The organism is Bacillus sp. L_1B0_5, from assembly GCF_000836715.1.
GTDB classification, from domain to species: Bacteria; Bacillota; Bacilli; order Bacillales; family Bacillaceae_G; genus Bacillus_A; species Bacillus_A thuringiensis_S.
Genome location: NZ_JXIS01000019.1, coordinates 26,815 through 44,868, shown reverse-complemented (window position 1 = coordinate 44,868; position 18,054 = coordinate 26,815). Strand labels below are relative to the sequence as shown.

Here is an 18,054-nt window from a genome sequence, read left to right as displayed (position 1 = left end):
AGCAGCGATGAGATGTATGTATAGTATTAAAAAAATTATGGGAATGATGGAAAAGAAAGTGTAAGAGGGAGGAATTAATTTTGAAAAAGAAAATGATGACGGTATTCACTATTGGAGTAATGAGTTTAAGCATATTAGGGGGTGCCTCTCCTTCTGAAACATCAAAAGGAAAGACAGATTACACACAGCGCAGTAAAGAACAATTAAACAATGGAAAGATACATGCGGTGAATACAGAAGAAAAAGCGGAGAAACTAGGTATTGAAACGGAAGGAAAAGAACAAATTACGCTAGAAAAAGAAATTCATGAAACAGAAGTAGGAAGAGAAGCAGAGCAGTTAGGCATCTCGATTGAAGGAAAAGATGTTGGAACTCTGTCTGAAGAAATCTATGAAACAAAAGTGAAGCAAGAAGCGTTAAAGCTAGGCATATCGATAGAGAATACATCAATTGTAGATTTAATTACTCAAATTAATACGATTAAAATTAAAGATGAAGCAGATAAATTAGGTATTGCAACAAATGGAAAAGAAATTGAAGACATCGCGGAAGAAATTTATGGGACTAAAGTAAGAGAAGCAGCAGGGAAGTTAGACATCTCTCAAAAAGGAAAAGAAATTGAAGAGTTAGCACAAGAAGTGTACGAACAAAAAGTACAGGAAGAAGCAAAAAAATATCATATTGATTTGTACGGTAAAGATATATATCAAGTGTTAAGAGAAATTAATGAACAAAAGGTGCTACAATTGGCAGATGAGCTTAATATGGACAAAGCGAACATGAATATTCAAGAGCTAACAGAAAAAATAAAAAAAAATCAACCTGAGAGAGAAAAAGAACTAAATTTTGTACCAGTGATTCGAACGGATGCTGACGCATTTTATTCTTATTTAACGAACTAAAAAGGGCGTGAGAGTGATACGGAAGTTTAAGTGGTATATATGTATATCATTACTAGCTATAGCGGTATGGAGTGTATATACAAATGGAATTACAAAGTATGTGGAGAAGTTGACATTCTTCAATATACAAAACGGAAAAGAATCGGAATTTAGTAACAATGATGAAAAGGTCATTTTATCAAGTGTACCATTAATTCAGCAATTACCAGAGCTAGATAGAGGTTGTGAAGTGACAAGCTTAGCGATGATGTTACAATACGCTGGTGTTTCAGTAGATAAGATGACGTTAGCAAATGAAATAAAAAAAGTTAATTTTATAGAAGATGGTGTGCGCGGGAATCCGAATGAAGGATTTGTAGGTAATATTTATACATTCTCTGAATCAGGATACGGTGTATATCATGGGCCACTTTTTCAGTTAGCGGAAAAATATTTACCTAATAAAGCTGTAGACTTAACAGGGAAGAATATAGAAGAAATTTATAAGAGTGTAAAAGCAGGGCAACCTGTAGTCATGATCACAAATGCAACATTTGCACCATTAGATGAAGATGAATTTACTACATGGGAAACAAATAGTGGAGATGTTTCTATTACGTATAATGAACATTGTGTTGTACTTATTGGGTATGATCAGGAATCTGTATATATTCGAGATCCACTTGAGGATAGCTTAGATGTAAAAGTACCGAGAGAAACCTTTGAACAGGCATGGGTACAAATGGGAAGTCAGGCAATTAGTTATGTAAAGAGCGCTAAATAAATTAGGACGAAGATTTTTAGTAATATGACTATAAGGTGAAGGATAAACATTTGAGGATTATAAGAGAAGTTTTATAGAGTAGACGCTGTTAAGAAATAAGAGAACTTTAGCATATATAATGCTAAAGTTCTCTTATTTTTATGATTAAAATACGTATAAGGAATGAATATGCAAAAATGCATAATTGAAGAAAAAATTACATTTTATCATTATATATTGTTTTATACATGTTAATTGTATAAAATGACACAAGTATCCACATTACATAAAGGAGGCTTATTATGCAAAAAATATTTAACTGGGTTAAATGTATGAGTATCAAGAAAAAATTAATCATTTCATTTTTTATTATTTTAACTATACCAGGAATTATTATCGGTGGTGTTTCATATCAAACTGCCAAAACAAATTTTGAACATCAAATGACAGATAAAGCAAAGGAGAATATTTCAGTTTTAAATACTGTTATTTCTCAAAATATAGAAGAGAAATTTGTTGATGCGACGTACTTTGCAGACATCTTAACAGAGGATACATATCCAAACGGACAAGAAGAAATAGTAAGAACGAAGTTAGCACAATATATAAAGCTTCATCCAGAAGTAGAAGGTATTTATATTGGAACAGAGACGGGAAAGTTTATAAGAGAACCATTTATTCAAATGGCTGATGGGTATAATCCAACAGATAGATCTTGGTATAAAGAAGCACATGAAAATAAAGGGAAAGTAATTGTTACTGCGCCATATCAGTCAGCATCTACAAAAAATATGGTAGTGACGATTGCGAAAGAAGTAAAAGATGGTAAAGGTGTTATAGGAATTAATTTAAACTTAGATAACATCTTAAAAATTTCCAAAATGATTAACATTGGTGAAAAAGGTTATGCAGTTATTTTAGATCAAAATAAGCAAATTGTTAGTCATCCATCTAGAAAACCAGGTGCAAAAGTTACTGATCCTTGGATTAAACCAATTTATGAAGATAAACAAGGAAATGTGTCTTATACAGAACAAGATGATAAAAAGAATTTAATCTTTGCAACAAATGAGAAAACAGGCTGGAAAGTAGTTGGAGTTATGTTCGATGAAGAAATTACCCAAGCTGCCAATCCAGTGTTTTATAAGACTTTGATTGTCATTGCTATTGCTATTGCATTTGGTAGTGTATTAATTTATTTCATTACAAAGTCTATTACAAGGCCATTACGAAAAATAGCTGAATCGGCATATAAAATTAGTAAGGGAGATTTAACAGAGAAAATTACAATCCATTCCAAAGATGACATAGGGAAATTAGGGGATTCATTTAATGAAATGTCTACGTCTTTACAAGATGTTATTACCCAAATTAGCTTTTCAGCAGAACATGTTGCAGCATCGGCAGAAGAGTTAACAGCGAGTGTACAGCAAGCAAATGATGCGACAGACCAAATTACAATTGCAATGGAACAAGTATCAGGTGGCGCTGAATCACAAAGTCAAGGTGTTGAAGAAGGGGCGGCTACATTACAACAAGTAAATACAGCAATTCAAGATGTAACTGGCAGCGCAGAGTCAATTTCTATTTCCTCATTACATGCGCGAGAAAGAGCTGAAGAGGGAGAAGATTTAGTTGAACAAACCGCAAAACAAATGCAATCTATTTCTAAATCGGTATCCGAGTCAGATGCTATTATTAAACTTCTTGATGAGAAATCAAAGCAGGTAGGAGCTATTTCTGAAGCAATTCAAAACATCGCTACTCAAACGAACTTATTAGCTTTGAATGCGGCTATTGAAGCAGCAAGAGCAGGTGAACAGGGACGAGGATTTGCTATTGTAGCAGATGAGGTTAGAAAATTAGCAGAGCAATCAGGAGAGTCATCTGGAGAGATTGCAAATTTAATTGCAGAAATTAAGGCGGATATTGAACATACTGTTAAGGCAATGGATAATGTGAATGGAGAAGTCCAAGAAGGCCTTGATGTTGTAACAAAAACGAAAGTAAGTTTTACGGAAATTTTAAGTTCTACTACACATATTGTTTCTCAAGTTAATCAAATGGTAGAAACAACGAAGAGAATTGCTGGAGATGCAAATGAAGTGACAAATGCTATTGATGAAATTGCAGCTGCTGCAGAAGAAAATACAGCTAGTATGCAAAGTGTTGCAGCTTCAACAGAAGAACAGGTTAATTCCATGGAAGAAATTAGTTCAGCTTCGCAAAACTTAGCTGAGATGGCAGAAGAACTACAAGCGATGACTAGTAAATTTAAAGTATAATAACAGCAGATAAGTAAGGTGAAAATAATATCACCTTACTTATTTTTCTATTCAGCAATTAGGGGAGTCATTAATGGGATGAAAAAAAGAAAAAGACTATGGAATTTATGGAAAACGATTACATTGTTAGTTTGTACAGTTGTAATTTTTTCTTTACTTGTGACAGATATATTAATTAGTCATAATGTGGAACGGACGACGGAGGATAGCCAAGCAGAGAAAGCAAAAACAATTGCACACATTGTGGCGAATGATTCGATTGTAATAGATGGTCTGGTTGGGAAAGCAGATACCTCTGCAATCCAAACGTATACAAATAGGATATTAAAAAACACAGGTGTTCAATTTATTGTAGTTATGGACATGGATGGAATAAGAAAATCTCATCCAGATCCTCAAAAAATAGGTCATCATTTTATTGGCGGGGATGAAGGGCCTGTATTGAAAGGAAAAGAACATGTATCGTTAGCAGAAGGAACTTTAGGTATTTCCATGCGCGTGTTTGTACCAATATTTTCTGAAACAGGTGAACAACTTGGAGCAGTGGCCGTTGGTATTTCAGCAGATAATGTAAAAGAGAGAGTTAGGGAAAGTAGATATATCATTTATATTGGTGTCGGAGTTGGCGTGTTAGTCGGGATTGTAGGAGCAATATTACTAGCTAGACATATAAAGAAAAGTTTATTCGGTCTTGAGCCGCACAGGATAGCAAAAATTCTTGAAGAAAGAAATACGATGCTACAATCTGTAAAGGAAGGTATCATTGCTGTCGATAAAGAGGCTAGAGTAACGCTAATTAATAATGAAGCGAAACGTCTATTTAAAAAAAGCGGACTTGAAGAAGATTTTATCGGTAAAGATGTTGAGTTATATATGCCAAATTCACGTATAAAAGAAGTATTGCAAACGGGAGAAGTACAATTAAACGAAGAACAAAATATTTACGGAATTACGATTGTGACGAATCGAGTTCCTTTATATGTAAAAGGAGAAATAGTTGGTGCAATTGCAACATTTCGTGATAAAACAGAGATTAGAAAACTAGCAGAGGAACTAACTGGTATTAGACTATATGCAGAAGCATTACGGGCACAATCTCATGAGTTTATGAATAAGATGCATGTCGTATTAGGGCTTACACATATGAAACAGTATGAAGAATTACAGAAGTATATAAGCGGCATGGTATCAGAGCATCAATATGAAATTGGTGGAGTTATGAAAAGAATAAAAAGTCCAGTATTTGCTGGTTTTTTACTCGGTAAGCTCAGCTATGCTAGAGAGAAAAATATAAAATTAATTATAAGTGAAGATTCTTATATGCCGGAAATAGATGATGAAAGTATTACTCATGAACTTATTACGATTGTCGGAAATTTAATTGATAATGCATTAGAGGCAGTGACGAATTGTGAAAAGAAGCGAGTTGAAGTTGAGATACAACATGGGGATATATTAACTATTACAGTACAAGATACGGGAAAAGGTATACAAGAAAAAGAAATAGAGGAATTATTTACGAAAGGGTATTCCACAAAGGGAGATAACCGCGGTTATGGTCTGTATCTTGTAAAAGAAAGTATACAGCGAATAAATGGGGAAATTCATATGCATTCATTAGTAGGAAAGGGAACAACGATAACGATTGAAATACCTAAAGGTAGGGATGAGAGGCAAATATGATTAAAGTTTTAATTGTAGAAGATGACCCGATGGTAGCAATGTTAAATACGCATTATTTAGAGCAAGTAGGAGGGTTTGAACTTGTTCAAGCAGTTAACTCAGTAAAGTCAGCGATAGAAGTATTAGAGAAATCACGAGTAGATTTAGTATTACTTGATATTTTTATGCCTGAAGAGACTGGCTTTGAGCTTTTAATGTATATTCGGAACCAAGAAAAAGAAATCGATATTATGATGATTTCAGCTGTACATGATATGGGGAGTATTAAAAAAGCATTACAATATGGCGTAGTAGATTATTTAATTAAACCATTTACATTTGAACGATTTAAAGAGGCATTAACTATATATCGAGAAAAACTTACTTTCATGAAAGAACAACAAAAAATTAGTCAATCGGAATTAGATTCGTTAATTTTACAAAAAGAAAAAAGGGAGCCTATTGTCACGAAAGAGCTTCCGAAAGGGTTAACGAAGCAAACGTTGCAATTAATTTGGCAGAAGATCGAGTCGCTGAATGGAAGAGTGTTTACAACAGATGAAATGGCACAATTAGTTGGAATTTCAAGAGTTTCTATTCGAAAATATGTAATGTTTTTGACTGACATTGGGGTGTTAGAAAACGAAATGATGTACCAACATGTGGGAAGACCTGTAAGTAAATTAAGATGTGTTGATCAAAAGAAAATAGAGTTTTACGTATAAGCGACTTAGTATAAGTCGCTTATACTTTTTTTAATTACAAAATCAATTACAAAACTTACAAAAACTATTTTTACTATTGAAAGCGTTTTAATATTGTTATTAAGAAAACGAGGGGGTGCCATATGGGAATTCAAAAGAATGTGGAAGCGGTATCATTTTCTGAAGGAAATGAAGTACAAAGAGAATCTTTCGCTTCTAAAATTATGAATGTAAAAATCGGTGTTATACCTTTACCGTTATATGTAGTATTGGCTGCTATTATTTATGGGGCATCTGTATATAATAAATTGCCAGCAGATATGATTGGTGGATTTGCAGTTATTATGATTATGGGGATTTTCTTAGGAGATATTGGGATGAGAATTCCAATTTTAAAAAATATCGGCGGTCCAGCAATACTTTCGTTATTTATTCCATCATTACTTGTATTTTTTAACTGGATGAATCCAGCTTCAATGGAAGCTGCGACTATGTTAATGAAAAAATCGAACTTTTTATATTTATATATTTCTTGTTTAGTAGTCGGAAGTATTTTAGGAATGAACCGTAAAGTGTTAGTACAAGGTTTCGTTCGTATGTTTATTCCTTTAGTAGTAGGGACGTTAGCTTCTGTAGCAGTAGGATTATTGGTCGGTTCATTATTTGGATTTGAAATGAAGCAGACATTCTTCTTTATCATCGTACCAATTGTGAGTGGTGGTATCGGGGAAGGGATTTTACCATTGTCGCTAGCTTATAGTGATATTTTAAATGAATCATCAGCAACGTTTGTATCACAGCTTATTCCAGCAGCTATTATTGGAAATATGTTCGCAATTGTAAGTGCAGGGTATATGAAGCGTTTAGGTGAGAAGAAACCGGAGCTTAGTGGTAACGGTGTATTAGTGAAAACAGACAATCAAGCAGAATTATTAAAAGAACAAAATACAGAGCAGCCAATTGACTTCTCATTAATGGGAGCAGGTTTATTAATTGCGTGTACGTTCTTCATCTTCGGAGGATTTGCTTCTAAGTTCATCGGTATTCCTGGGGCAATCATTATGATTTTCTCAGCAGCACTTGTGAAATATTTTAAATTAATGCCAGCAAAAATGGAGCAAGGAGCATTCCATTTATATAAATTTATTTCGAAGAATTTAACTTGGCCTTTAATGGTTGGATTAGGATTGCTATATATTCCGTTAAAAGACGTAGCAGCAGTTCTTTCAGTAGGATATGTTGTTGTGTGCGCATCGGTTGTTCTTACGATGGTAGCATCAGGTTTTCTTGTAGGGAAAGTGATGAAAATGTATCCAGTTGAATCGGCGATTGTAACTGGATGTCATAGCGGTTTAGGTGGAACTGGAGATGTTGCTATTTTATCAGCTTCAAATCGTATGGAATTAATGCCGTTCGCGCAAATTTCGACTCGTTTAGGCGGGGCAGCAATGGTTGTAACAGCGACAATATTATTAAAAATGTTTTCATGATCAAACAAGCTAGCTATATTCATATAGCTAGCTTGTCAAATTAAGGGGCGATTATAAGTATGTTAGAAAATGAAATTAATGAAAGATCATTGTTATTGCATAAAGAATTAGTAGGGAAAATTGAAATTACAAGTAAAGTAGAAGTAAATTCAGCGGATGATTTAAGCCTGACGTATACACCAGGTGTAGCGGAGTCTTGTAAGGCAATTGCGGCAGATGAAGAAACAGTGTATGACTATACAGCACGTGGCAATATGGTGGCAGTTGTTTCAGATGGAACAGCGGTACTCGGCTTAGGAAACATTGGACCGAAAGCGGCAATGCCTGTTATGGAAGGAAAAAGTATTTTATTTAAGAAATTTGCGAATGTAGATGCTTTCCCATTATGTTTAGGCACAACGGATGTAGATGAAATCGTTACCCTTGTAAAAAATTTAGAGCCTACATTTGCAGGGATTAATTTAGAAGATATTGCAGCACCGCGTTGTTTTGAAATTGAAAAACGATTAAAAGAAGAAACGAATATTCCTGTATTCCATGATGATCAACATGGAACAGCTATTGTCGTTTTAGCAGCTGTTATTAATGCATTAAAAGTTGTTAGCAAACAAATGGATAATGTGAAAATCGTTATTAACGGTGCGGGTTCGGCAGGAATTGCAATTGGAAAATTATTATTAAAGGCTGGTGCAAAGCACATTACGTTAGTTAGCTTAGAAGGTATTGTTTGTGAAGGTGAAACATGGATGAACGAAGCGCAAATTGAAGTTTCAAAAAAGACAAATCGTGAACATGTGCGTGGAACGTTAAAAGAAGCGATTCACCAAGCTGATATTTTTATTGGTGTATCTGCTCCTAACGTATTAACGAAAGAACTTGTACAGACGATGAGTGAGAAAGCAATTGTATTTGCAATGGCGAATCCAATTCCAGAAATCTTCCCGGAGGATGCATTAGAGGCTGGGGCAGCTGTAGTAGGAACTGGGCGCTCGGATTATGCGAATCAAGTAAATAATGTATTGGCGTTTCCCGGAATATTCCGCGGTGCGTTAGATGTGCGCGCGACTGATATTACAGAAGAGATGAAATTAGCGGCAGCATATGGGATCGCTAACATTATTACGGACGAAGAACGTAATGCGAATTATGTAATCCCGAATCCATTAGATAAAAGAGTTGTTCCAAGTGTTGCAGAAGCAGTAGCGAAAGCAGCTATTGATTCAGGCGTGGCGCAAATTACGAAAATACCAAGTTATTAATAGCTAAAAGCAGTGCCTAAAAAGGCACTGCTTTTTTGAGATAAGAAATCAAAATAATGAAGAAGTGTAGAATTATTTATGTTTCTTCACTATTTATTTAATTCCATTGCAACTTGTTTACCATTCACTAAAACCTCAGTTACTGCTACGATCACTTCTATCATTTTTTTCATCTCTCATCTCTCCTCGTTTCATTTCTTACTTTAAGTATAAGAGAAGAGAGATAATTCAACTATCGAAGTACATGACGTAGAAATTACATTGTTGTAAGAAAGTGGTTTATTTTTGTCACTTTACTCAGCGGTGATTACAAACTGATCATAATATTTTTCATTCACGTATATATTTAATAGCCATAATCCAGATGAAGGTAGTGACATAGTGAGAGGGAGTTCGTTTGTAGTAGAATCGATTGTATTTGAAGTAGTCCACGTTTGCTTGGAAATTTCTTTTTGAAAGAGTATTGGTATTGGAGTTACAGATCCTTGTTTTAGCGCAATAATAGACAATTTTCCAGTTGGTATTTCAGAATCTAGAAAGTACCACATTATTTCATTTTGTTCATTTGCGATAATAGGACTATCAGCCATTGCGATTTTTCCTTCGATGCCTTTTAAAGGTATTTTTCCGTCTATGAATGAGGGTGCTTCTTCCCAATTTACATCTTTTAAAACACTAAGGTGAAAGAAGGAAGGTGCGTTCACTTGAGTGGATGACGTTGTGACAGCTTCTGTTTTAGGTGCTTTTGAATCAGGTTGTGCTTGTGCGCATCCAGTGATGAGGAAGGAGAGAAGTAGCATAGTTCCGATTTTTTTCATGGTGCCACACTCCTAGTTTTTATTGTTAGTGTAATTGTATTTGCTAGAAGGCGGGACAATTCCTTTAAAGTATAAAAAGAGGTCGTAAGTTTTGTACGACCTCTTTTGACATTTTTTATCTCGTAAAAGCCCGATTGGTGTAGGTTAATAATCAGTGGGAGATAGCCTCCCCCACTGATTAAAGTTTTACTTTATACTTGTTCCGTTGTATAGGTTGGTTCGTTTTCTTTTTGAGGCATCGTCAAAAAAATAACGGACAGAACGATACATACGCCGCCTAATAATTGATATGTTCCAAAAGATTCATTTAGCCAAGTGATTGAAACGATGGCAGCTACAAGGGGTTCAATGCTAGATAAAATGCTTGTTTCTGTTGCTGCTAAATATTTAAGACTACCGATATATAGAAGGAAAGAAAGGGTACCACTAATAATGATAAGAATAAGCATAGAAAAAGTTTTTAGTGTAAGGGTTTGTGAAAATTGATTCCACCCGAATGAACGATTATAAATAAGTAGTGCAATTCCTCCGATTAACATCCCCCAACCAATTACTACAGTTGTCCCGCATTCTTTAATGAGAGAAGCCGGATGAAGGGTATAAAATGCAAATCCGATTGCTGTTAATAGTCCAAAAATAATAGCCTCTTTAGATAAAACAATATTTTCAATTGAGCCATTTGTAATAATAAAGTATGTTCCTATTAGCGCGGCTATAATTGCGAATAGTTGCATGGAAGCAGGGAATTTTCTTTGTTCAAATGCAACGTACACGGTAATAAGAACAGGACCTAGAAATTGAAATAGCGTTGCTGTGACGGCGTTACTAATATGAACCGTTTCGATAAAGGCGTATTGCGCACCAAGCATGCCGAGAATAGAGAAAATAATAAGTTGTATATAATATCTAGGGTGTTTCCAAATTTGAAATATGTTTTGTTTCTTTATAAGTAAGAAAGACAAAATAAATATTCCTGCAAGCAACAATCGAATTGTTAAAAAATCAATTGAGGATACATTAGTATGCTGAAATAGCCACTGAATCATTGGACCAGATAATCCCCATAATGTAGCTCCTGTAATAATCATAATGAGTCCGATACGTCTATTATTGTTCATGATCATGTTTCTCCTCTCAGGTATTTGATTTTTTATGTGTGACATGATAAAAGGAATTATATATAAAATCTGGTACTGTAAAAAGTATCAGATTTTAGTTTTATTAAGGGGTCAGATATTATGTTAGAATTAACGCCTAATTTAAATATGAATAGTAAAAAGGCATTGTATGTGCAATTGTATGAGTATATAAAAAAAGAGATTAAAGATGGATCGATTGTCCCTTTTACGAAATTACCGGCTAAGCGAAAGTTAGCGATACATTTACAAGTAAGTAAAAATACAGTAGAGGCAGCGTACGAACAATTACTTGCAGAAGGTTATATTGAGTCGATGTCGAGAAGAGGTTATTTTGTTTGCGAGATTGAGCAAATTGTTCATGTAGAAGATAGAGGAGAGAGAATAGGAGAAGTATCGTTTCAGGAGAAGAGTTACAAATTTGATTTTACACAAACAGGAATTGATACAAATGCTTTTCCATTCAATATGTATCGGAAAATTGTAAATGAAGTATGGCAGCCGCATAATAATAATCTTCTCTTTCTGGGACACCCCCAAGGGGAATTGAGTGTAAGGGAAGAGATTACGAAATATTTGTATGAATCTAGAGGAGTGCGTTGCTCAGCTAGTCAAATTGTATTAGGAGCGGGGACACAAATATTAGTGAAACTACTTTTTCAATTGTTAAAGGGAAGCAATTATGCAGTTGAAAATCCAGGGTATCATAGGAAAATGGTCGTTTTTGAACAGGGAGAAACAAGGGTCCAAATGTTATCTTTAGATAGAGATGGAATTTGTATTGCAGATTTAGAAAATAGCGATGCGAATGTTGTATTTGTTACACCTTCTCACCAGTTTCCTTATGGAATGATAATGCCTATTACGAGAAGGATGCAGCTTTTACAATGGGCAAAGAAAGAAGAGGGTAGGTATATTATTGAAGATGATTACGATAGTGAATTTCGCTATTCGGGAAAGCCTATACCAGCGCTGCAAGGGTTAGATACAGAGGGGAAAGTTATTTATATGGGTACGCTATCTAAAGCATTATTACCATCGTTACGGATGAGCTATATGGTGTTGCCGAAGAAATTAATTAAAAGGTATCAACAGCAATATTTATTTTATACACAAAGTGTTTCAAGAATGGATCAAGAAGTGATTAGAAGATTTTTAAATGAAGGATATTGGGAAAAACATATTCATAAAATGCGTGTCGTCTACCGAAAAAAGAGAGATCGACTTGTTTTTGAAATAGAAAAGTATTTTTCAAATCGTGTTGAAGTGATAGGAGAGGATTCGGGATTACACATTTTATTAAAGGTGCATAATGGAATGCGGGAAGAAGAATTAATTAAAGAAGCTGCAAAACATAGTATTAAAATATATCCTGTTTCTACGTACTATAAAGATGGTACTGCACCTGAAAATGTAGTTTTACTTGGGTTTGCGATTTTATCAGAAGAAGAAATTGCGAAAGCGATTCAATTATTAAATACAGCGTGGTCTAGAAAAAAGTAAAAAACATCCTCATATAGGAGAGGATGTTTTTTGTTATTTATTTTCATCTAAGAATAAGACCATATGCTCTTCGTCCCAATATTGTCCATTATATTTTAATGAACGTTCTTGTACACCGAATGTTTTAAAACCTAATGATTCATAAAGTTTTTTTGCTCCATCGTTGCCAACAACAACATCAAGCATAACTTGTTCTACTTCTAAAGATTTAGCAAGTTCAAGACATTCTTTAATAAGTGCTTTTCCTGCTCCAAGTCCGCGTGCTTTTGGAGACACATATACAGAACCGATTTTAGCTTTATGTTCCTGTTTTACATATGGTTTCGTTTCCAGCGTTGCAACTCCGATTAATTGTCCATCTTTAAATGCACCTAGCGTATAGTTTTCATCTTGTGCTAATTTTTGTGCTTTATATTCAATCGCACACTCTTTATTAATAATATCTTCATAAGAAGAGCTGAAAGCTTCAGGGTTTTGCTTTAATCCTTCTACACGAAGTTCTAAGTAAATTTCCGCTTCGTCTTTTGTTAATACATGGATATCCAATTATATCACCCTCCAAATCTTTGCAAATGTACCTTTATTTTATATTGAAATAAGAATAATTTCAAAAGCTTAGCTTATATGAGCTGATTTTATGAACAAAATAACACCAGTAGTGTTTACTACTACTGGTGTTTTCACACACATATTATTCAAAAGGTAGCTCAATTATAAAGTTTGTTCCTACACTTAATTTGCTTGTTACTAGAATGGAACCGTTATGCAATTCCACAATTTCTTTTGCAACAGCTAGCCCGATGCCTTTTCCACCTGTAGCTCGTGTTCTAGATTTATCGACACGATAAAAACGGTCAAAAATATGCGGGATATCTTCTTCAGGAATACCTTCACCTTCATCTTGTACACTTATTGTAAAAGAATCTGTTTCCGTGAGTACACGTATCATAATAGACGTGTTTTCTGGCGAATGTTGATAAGCGTTGTGTAATAAATTTAACATAACTTGTTCCATACGCCTTTCATCTATGCAAACTTCTAAATCATCTTTGCAATATACATCAAGTTGCATTTGCTTATTTGTTAATGTTGTTTTTGTTTTTTCTACCATTCGTTCTAAAAATGGCTGAAGAAGTACTTTTTGTTTTTTTATAACAAATTGGTGTTGTTCTAATTGTACAAGCATAAATAAATCTTGGACGAGATCGGTTACACTATCCGTTTCATCCTCAATGATTTGTAAGTATTCTTCTCGCTCCTCTTTTGTTAAAGAGTCTCTCTTTGCTACCTTCGCATAACCTTTCATATAGGTCAATGGAGTTAATAGTTCATGAGCGACACTAGCGAGAAATTCATTGCGCTCTTTTTTCATATACGTAAGTTCACTCGATAAATCTTCAATTGTTTTTGCTAAGCTTCCAAGTTCATCATTCCGTTTAATACCTAATTGAATTGGCCTATTTAATTTTGACATTTTTTCTGTTGCCTTCTTCATTTTTATAAGCGGTTCAGTAATAACACGAGAAAAAACAAAGACAGAAATAGTCGTTAAAATAATCGTCAAAATACTAATGATAAGAAATTGATGCAGTAGTTTAAGTAACATCTTTTCTAAGAAAGACGTCTTTAATAACATATATAAATTACCTTGAAATCCTTGAATTTCAAGTGGACTTACTGTTGAAATGAATTTTGATTTTTTCCAGTTTCTTTCTACAATTAACCCGCTATTTGGGATAAGTTCTGTTTTACAAGTAAGTTGTTTTTTCATTTCTTTCGTTACGGGTTCGGAGTTAGAAATAATTTTGCCGTTATTGTCAGTTATAACGATTGTTATATCAGTATTAGCAATTAATTCGGAACCGATTAAATCTTCAGCCGCATGTTCGATAGTGAAATCCTGATACCGAGGATGTTTAGGACGTTCTGTGTATTGCTGTTGTTTAGAATATTCATTCCATCTTGCACGGTTTACAATCTTATCACGATACCGATTACCTTTCTCTAATAGAGCATCGGTTTCTTCTTTCACACGCATTGTTGATATGCTTTTATAAAAAGATACGAAAGCAATTGTTTCAATACATAAAGCTAATATTAAAAAGTATGTCCCAATTTTAAGGGAAAGTTTACTCATTTTCTCACCATACCTTATTCATAATAAAGAGTCAGTGGTATACGATTTCCCACTGACCGAAGTAATTATTCACTTTTCCATTTATATCCGACTTTATAGACCGTTTCTAAGTAATCTTCAATTGGAAATCCTTTTTTGCGTAGTTTATCACGGATATTACGAATGTGTGAATCAATGGTTCTATATTCGATATCTGTTTCATAACCCCAAATTTTCTCGATTAAATCATCTCGGCTATAAGCACGGTTTGTATTTTGCAAAAATAGCCCGAGTAACGAAAATTCGATAGGTGTCAATGAGATTTTTTCATCATAAACTGTGACAGTATGTTTCGTTTTATCCCACTCAATACCATTGAAACTAACAAAGCCATCTTTTTTTGTACGGCGTAATATAGCCTCGATTCGTGCGACTAATACATGCTCATCAAATGGTTTTGTAATATAGTCATCTGCCCCCATAGTAAGGCCTTTCACCATATCGTAGTTTTGGTTGCGAGCTGTTAACATAATGATAGGAACGTTGGAAATTTGACGAATTTGATAGCAAGTATCCCATCCATCCATATTAGGCATCATAACATCTAATAAAATAATATCGAATTCTTTTTGTTCGATTAATTTTAGTGCTTCAAGGCCAGAGGTAGCTTTCATACAAAAATAGCCGCGAGGGCTTAAGAACAGATCTAATAATCGCAACATACGTTCTTCATCGTCTACTAATAAAATTTTTACCATAATCTTGTGCACCCCAAACTGTTCATTCTACTTGTATAGTTTACATGAAAATAATAAAAAACTCTTTTTATGTGATTGAATGGAGGGCTGATTTTTTCGCTCAGAGTAATTGACATAAAAAATGCACTAGTTTTGCACAACTATTTTTTATAATAGAAAACGTAGCGACACAAAATACCCTATGTTGCGACATAACGTCATGTCATTTTATTTATAAAATGACAATTCCATTCTATTGTGTATGTGAGATAGAGAGGGTTTTCGTATTCACCTCGCATCGGATAAGAAAAATTTCCTATCTCACACTTTTTTTAAAAGGAGATCATACACATGAATTCAAAAGAAGAAATTTCAAAAAAAGAAAAGCAAGATCGTAATACGGTTGTAATGTGTGTTGCCGTATCTATGGTTATTATTATAAGTTGCGTAAATAAAATTTTGGGGATTTTATAATATAAAAAAAGCTGATTGCTTCTTAAGAAGCAATCAGCTTTTTTCGTTGTTAGGGGGAGTGTTCATATAATAAACCAAGGTAAAATTGCTAATCCAGAAGTTATAATTGCTGTAGTAAATATTAAAAGCATAGCTCGTTTGTTTTGTTTCATGTCACATTCTCCTCTACATATCAAGTACATGCGATCAGTGTGAGAGGGGGTTCCACACTGAGTAAAGTTTCATTTTATATTTTTAGTATAATGAATGGTAAGGATTGGTACGATCGATAAAGGTGACATGAAGATTACATTGTTGTAATGAAAAAAAGCACCTTTCTTATTAAGAAAGATGCTTTTTGAAAACTCCCCCGCTATTTGCGGGCAGTAACTCCCACCTTAAAATTCGGCGAATACGAGGGAGTTAGGTGGGAGTTACTGCCCGTAAAAGTCCGATTGGTTCAACTAATACTCAGTGAGGGGTGGAAAAATCTTCCGCTGAGTAAAGTTTCACTTTATATTGAAGTATTAATCATTTAAGAACAGAACCATATGTTCCTCGTCCCAATATTGACCGTTATGTTTTAATGAACGCTCTTGTACGCCGTAAGTTTGGAAACCTAATGACTCATATAGTTTTTTGGCACCAACGTTACCAACTACAACATCGAGCATGAGTTGTTCTACATGTAATTTATTGGCATTTTCAATAATTGCTTTAATTAGAGCTCGTCCTGCTCCGAGACCACGTGCTTTTGGAGAAACAAAAACGGAGCCAATTTTTGCTTTATGTTCTTGTTTAATAAATGGTTTTGTTTCTAAAGTAGCGATACCAATTAAATCATTATCTTTGAAGACACCTAGAGTATACTTATCCGGATTGCTTAATCGTTTAGCCATAGCAGCCACAGGATCTTCATGTTTAAGAACATCTTCATAAGAAGAGCTAAAAGCTTCCGGATTCTTCGTTAAACCTTCCATACAAACTTTTAAATATATTTCTGCGTCCTCTGTTGTTAATAAGCGAATTTCCATAGTTGTAACCTCCCTGGTGGATTTCAAATAAATCCATTACTTTTTATAAGATTGAGTATGTGTTTTTTGTTAGTATTCTCTTTTAATTTGTAAAAGAATGAAAAGATATATGCTACAATGTTTTGTTTTAATTGTGTAATGAAATTATATATTAACTTTATTAACTATTCAAGTGTTTAATATATTACATTTTTATAACTAAAATAACTCCTCAATTGAGGAGTTATTTTTTAAACATTGGATTGATAGCCATCAATTCGTATTGGATGTGTGTAAATATTACAAGATTCATTTCTAATAAACCCTACAACTGTAATGCCTAAATCATGTGCAAGCTGCAATGCCAGTTTTGTTGGAGCGGATTTAGATAGAACAATTTCACATCCGATTTTTGAAACTTTGAGTAAAATTTCAGATGAAATACGTCCGCTAAATGCGATGATTTTTCCTTTAATGGATATATCGTTACGCAAACAATGACCATATATTTTATCTAATGCATTATGTCTTCCAATATCCATTCTTGATAGGAGGATATTGTTTCGATCACATAGTGCGGTATTGTGAACACCGCCAGTTTGGCGAAATGTAGTAGAAGATTGTTGCAAGGTATTCATTAAGTGAAAGCATTCTTCAGGAGTAATTTTTACATGTATATCATGTAAGTCTTTTGCTTTTGCTGCGTCGTTTACGAAAATAAAACCTTGTCTACCTTTTCCGCAGCAAGAAGTGATGTATCGTTTATTATATAAAGTTTGATAGAGCGGATTCACTTTTGATGATTTTACATGGACAATTCCGTTATCCTTTTGAACCCATAGTTCTTCGACATCTTTATAGGAAGAAATAATCCCCTCAGAAATTAAAAAACCAATTACCATATCTTCAATATAATTTGGTGTGCATACGACTGTTACATATTCTTCACCATTCAATTTAATAGTAATAGGAGATTCTGTAACAATCTCATCAAGTTGTTTTGAAAATGTACCAGATTGATAGCGTACAATTGTATAAGTCTCTTGCGTAGGCCCCATATTTAATTCCCCTTTTATATGTATTTCTCTCCCACATTTATCATAAAACAATGGGAAAAATAAAAACACCTATTAGCAAGAAGATCACAGATTATTTTGGTTATTATTGTATATGTACGATATAATAGAACTGTAGAATAGTGATATTTTCAAGCTTTCGTAGTTATACCTTATAA

The 18,054-nt window shown here is 34.0% G+C and carries 16 protein-coding genes; 9 read left to right on the top strand and 7 right to left on the bottom strand.

Going from position 1 to position 18,054, the window contains the following annotated elements; all coding sequences use genetic code 11:
* The first annotated feature begins 80 nt into the window (after positions 1 to 80).
* The 7 genes from RT27_RS06180 to RT27_RS06150 all read left to right on the top strand — a co-directional run bounded on the left by RT27_RS06180 (position 81) and on the right by RT27_RS06150 (position 9,044).
* Positions 81 to 902: a hypothetical protein gene (locus tag RT27_RS06180; RefSeq protein WP_016083588.1), complete on the top strand. Its 822-nt coding sequence runs from the start codon at positions 81 to 83 to the stop codon at positions 900 to 902.
* Positions 903 to 909: 7 nt separating this feature from the next.
* Complete coding sequence (locus RT27_RS06175; RefSeq protein WP_043935541.1) at positions 910 to 1,665, top strand: C39 family peptidase; 756 nt, start codon at positions 910 to 912, stop codon at positions 1,663 to 1,665.
* 281 nt (positions 1,666 to 1,946) lie between these two features.
* Positions 1,947 to 3,929 carry a methyl-accepting chemotaxis protein gene (locus RT27_RS06170; protein WP_029441528.1) on the top strand — a complete coding sequence of 661 codons (1,983 nt, stop codon included), beginning with the start codon at positions 1,947 to 1,949 and terminating at the stop codon, positions 3,927 to 3,929.
* Between the two features lie 78 nt (positions 3,930 to 4,007).
* Positions 4,008 to 5,612 carry a sensor histidine kinase gene (locus tag RT27_RS06165; RefSeq protein WP_016083585.1) on the top strand — a complete coding sequence of 535 codons (1,605 nt, stop codon included), beginning with the start codon at positions 4,008 to 4,010 and terminating at the stop codon, positions 5,610 to 5,612.
* Positions 5,609 to 6,316 (top strand): response regulator, encoded by a 708-nt coding sequence (locus RT27_RS06160; RefSeq protein WP_016083584.1) that lies wholly within the window; start codon positions 5,609 to 5,611, stop codon positions 6,314 to 6,316. Before RT27_RS06165 ends, RT27_RS06160 begins: the two co-directional genes overlap by 4 nt.
* A gap of 122 nt (positions 6,317 to 6,438) precedes the next feature.
* Complete coding sequence (locus tag RT27_RS06155) at positions 6,439 to 7,785, top strand: 2-hydroxycarboxylate transporter family protein (RefSeq protein WP_029441529.1); 1,347 nt, start codon at positions 6,439 to 6,441, stop codon at positions 7,783 to 7,785.
* 59 nt (positions 7,786 to 7,844) lie between these two features.
* A complete protein-coding gene (locus tag RT27_RS06150) occupies positions 7,845 to 9,044 on the top strand; it encodes a malic enzyme-like NAD(P)-binding protein (RefSeq protein WP_029441530.1) in 1,200 nt (399 codons plus the stop codon).
* 293 nt (positions 9,045 to 9,337) lie between these two features.
* Here RT27_RS06150 and RT27_RS06145 read toward each other — a convergent pair whose 3' ends face one another.
* Both RT27_RS06145 and RT27_RS06140 read right to left on the bottom strand, forming a co-directional pair.
* Complete coding sequence (locus RT27_RS06145) at positions 9,338 to 9,862, bottom strand: DUF4871 domain-containing protein (RefSeq protein WP_029441531.1); 525 nt, start codon at positions 9,860 to 9,862, stop codon at positions 9,338 to 9,340.
* Positions 9,863 to 10,053: 191 nt separating this feature from the next.
* Positions 10,054 to 10,980: a DMT family transporter gene (locus tag RT27_RS06140; RefSeq protein WP_043935539.1), complete on the bottom strand. Its 927-nt coding sequence runs from the start codon at positions 10,978 to 10,980 to the stop codon at positions 10,054 to 10,056.
* Between the two features lie 120 nt (positions 10,981 to 11,100).
* On the opposite strand from RT27_RS06140, the gene RT27_RS06135 reads away from it, so the two are divergent.
* Entirely contained in the window at positions 11,101 to 12,501 is a 1,401-nt protein-coding gene (locus RT27_RS06135; RefSeq protein ID WP_043935537.1) for a PLP-dependent aminotransferase family protein, read from the top strand.
* 33 nt (positions 12,502 to 12,534) lie between these two features.
* Here the strand turns inward: RT27_RS06135 and RT27_RS06130 are convergent, their stop codons facing one another.
* From RT27_RS06130 to RT27_RS06120, 3 genes are all read right to left on the bottom strand, one after another.
* Complete coding sequence (locus RT27_RS06130; protein WP_000351216.1) at positions 12,535 to 13,047, bottom strand: GNAT family N-acetyltransferase; 513 nt, start codon at positions 13,045 to 13,047, stop codon at positions 12,535 to 12,537.
* Positions 13,048 to 13,192: 145 nt separating this feature from the next.
* Positions 13,193 to 14,638, bottom strand: a complete 1,446-nt coding sequence (locus RT27_RS06125) for a HAMP domain-containing sensor histidine kinase (protein ID WP_016083578.1) — start codon at positions 14,636 to 14,638, stop codon at positions 13,193 to 13,195.
* 65 nt (positions 14,639 to 14,703) lie between these two features.
* A complete protein-coding gene (locus RT27_RS06120) occupies positions 14,704 to 15,375 on the bottom strand; it encodes a response regulator transcription factor (protein ID WP_000238956.1) in 672 nt (223 codons plus the stop codon).
* A 330-nt stretch (positions 15,376 to 15,705) separates the two neighbouring features.
* Here RT27_RS06120 and RT27_RS36065 point away from each other — a divergent pair, with 330 nt between their 5' ends.
* The gene (locus tag RT27_RS36065; protein ID WP_001085006.1) at positions 15,706 to 15,828 is read left to right on the top strand and encodes a hypothetical protein; all 123 of its coding nucleotides are present in this window, start codon (positions 15,706 to 15,708) and stop codon (positions 15,826 to 15,828) included.
* Between the two features lie 506 nt (positions 15,829 to 16,334).
* Here the strand turns inward: RT27_RS36065 and RT27_RS06115 are convergent.
* Positions 16,335 to 16,841 carry a GNAT family N-acetyltransferase gene (locus tag RT27_RS06115; RefSeq protein ID WP_016083577.1) on the bottom strand — a complete coding sequence of 169 codons (507 nt, stop codon included), beginning with the start codon at positions 16,839 to 16,841 and terminating at the stop codon, positions 16,335 to 16,337.
* 230 nt (positions 16,842 to 17,071) lie between these two features.
* On the bottom strand, positions 17,072 to 17,878 hold the full coding sequence (gene fdhD / locus RT27_RS06110; RefSeq protein WP_043935536.1) for a formate dehydrogenase accessory sulfurtransferase FdhD: 807 nt from the start codon (positions 17,876 to 17,878) through the stop codon (positions 17,072 to 17,074).
* Positions 17,879 to 18,054: the final 176 nt, after the last annotated feature.

Coding starts and splice junctions, on each gene's coding strand:
- RT27_RS06150 (WP_029441530.1), top strand. CDS start 7,845: ATGTTAGAAAATGAAATTAATGAAAGATCATTGTTATTGCATAAAGAA.
- RT27_RS06160 (WP_016083584.1), top strand. CDS start 5,609: ATGATTAAAGTTTTAATTGTAGAAGATGACCCGATGGTAGCAATGTTA.
- RT27_RS36065 (WP_001085006.1), top strand. CDS start 15,706: ATGAATTCAAAAGAAGAAATTTCAAAAAAAGAAAAGCAAGATCGTAAT.
- RT27_RS06145 (WP_029441531.1), bottom strand. CDS start 9,862: ATGAAAAAAATCGGAACTATGCTACTTCTCTCCTTCCTCATCACTGGA.
- RT27_RS06120 (WP_000238956.1), bottom strand. CDS start 15,375: ATGGTAAAAATTTTATTAGTAGACGATGAAGAACGTATGTTGCGATTA.
- RT27_RS06135 (WP_043935537.1), top strand. CDS start 11,101: ATGTTAGAATTAACGCCTAATTTAAATATGAATAGTAAAAAGGCATTG.
- RT27_RS06125 (WP_016083578.1), bottom strand. CDS start 14,638: ATGAGTAAACTTTCCCTTAAAATTGGGACATACTTTTTAATATTAGCT.
- RT27_RS06170 (WP_029441528.1), top strand. CDS start 1,947: ATGCAAAAAATATTTAACTGGGTTAAATGTATGAGTATCAAGAAAAAA.
- fdhD (WP_043935536.1), bottom strand. CDS start 17,878: ATGGGGCCTACGCAAGAGACTTATACAATTGTACGCTATCAATCTGGT.
- RT27_RS06165 (WP_016083585.1), top strand. CDS start 4,008: ATGAAAAAAAGAAAAAGACTATGGAATTTATGGAAAACGATTACATTG.
- RT27_RS06155 (WP_029441529.1), top strand. CDS start 6,439: ATGGGAATTCAAAAGAATGTGGAAGCGGTATCATTTTCTGAAGGAAAT.
- RT27_RS06115 (WP_016083577.1), bottom strand. CDS start 16,841: ATGGAAATTCGCTTATTAACAACAGAGGACGCAGAAATATATTTAAAA.
- RT27_RS06140 (WP_043935539.1), bottom strand. CDS start 10,980: ATGAACAATAATAGACGTATCGGACTCATTATGATTATTACAGGAGCT.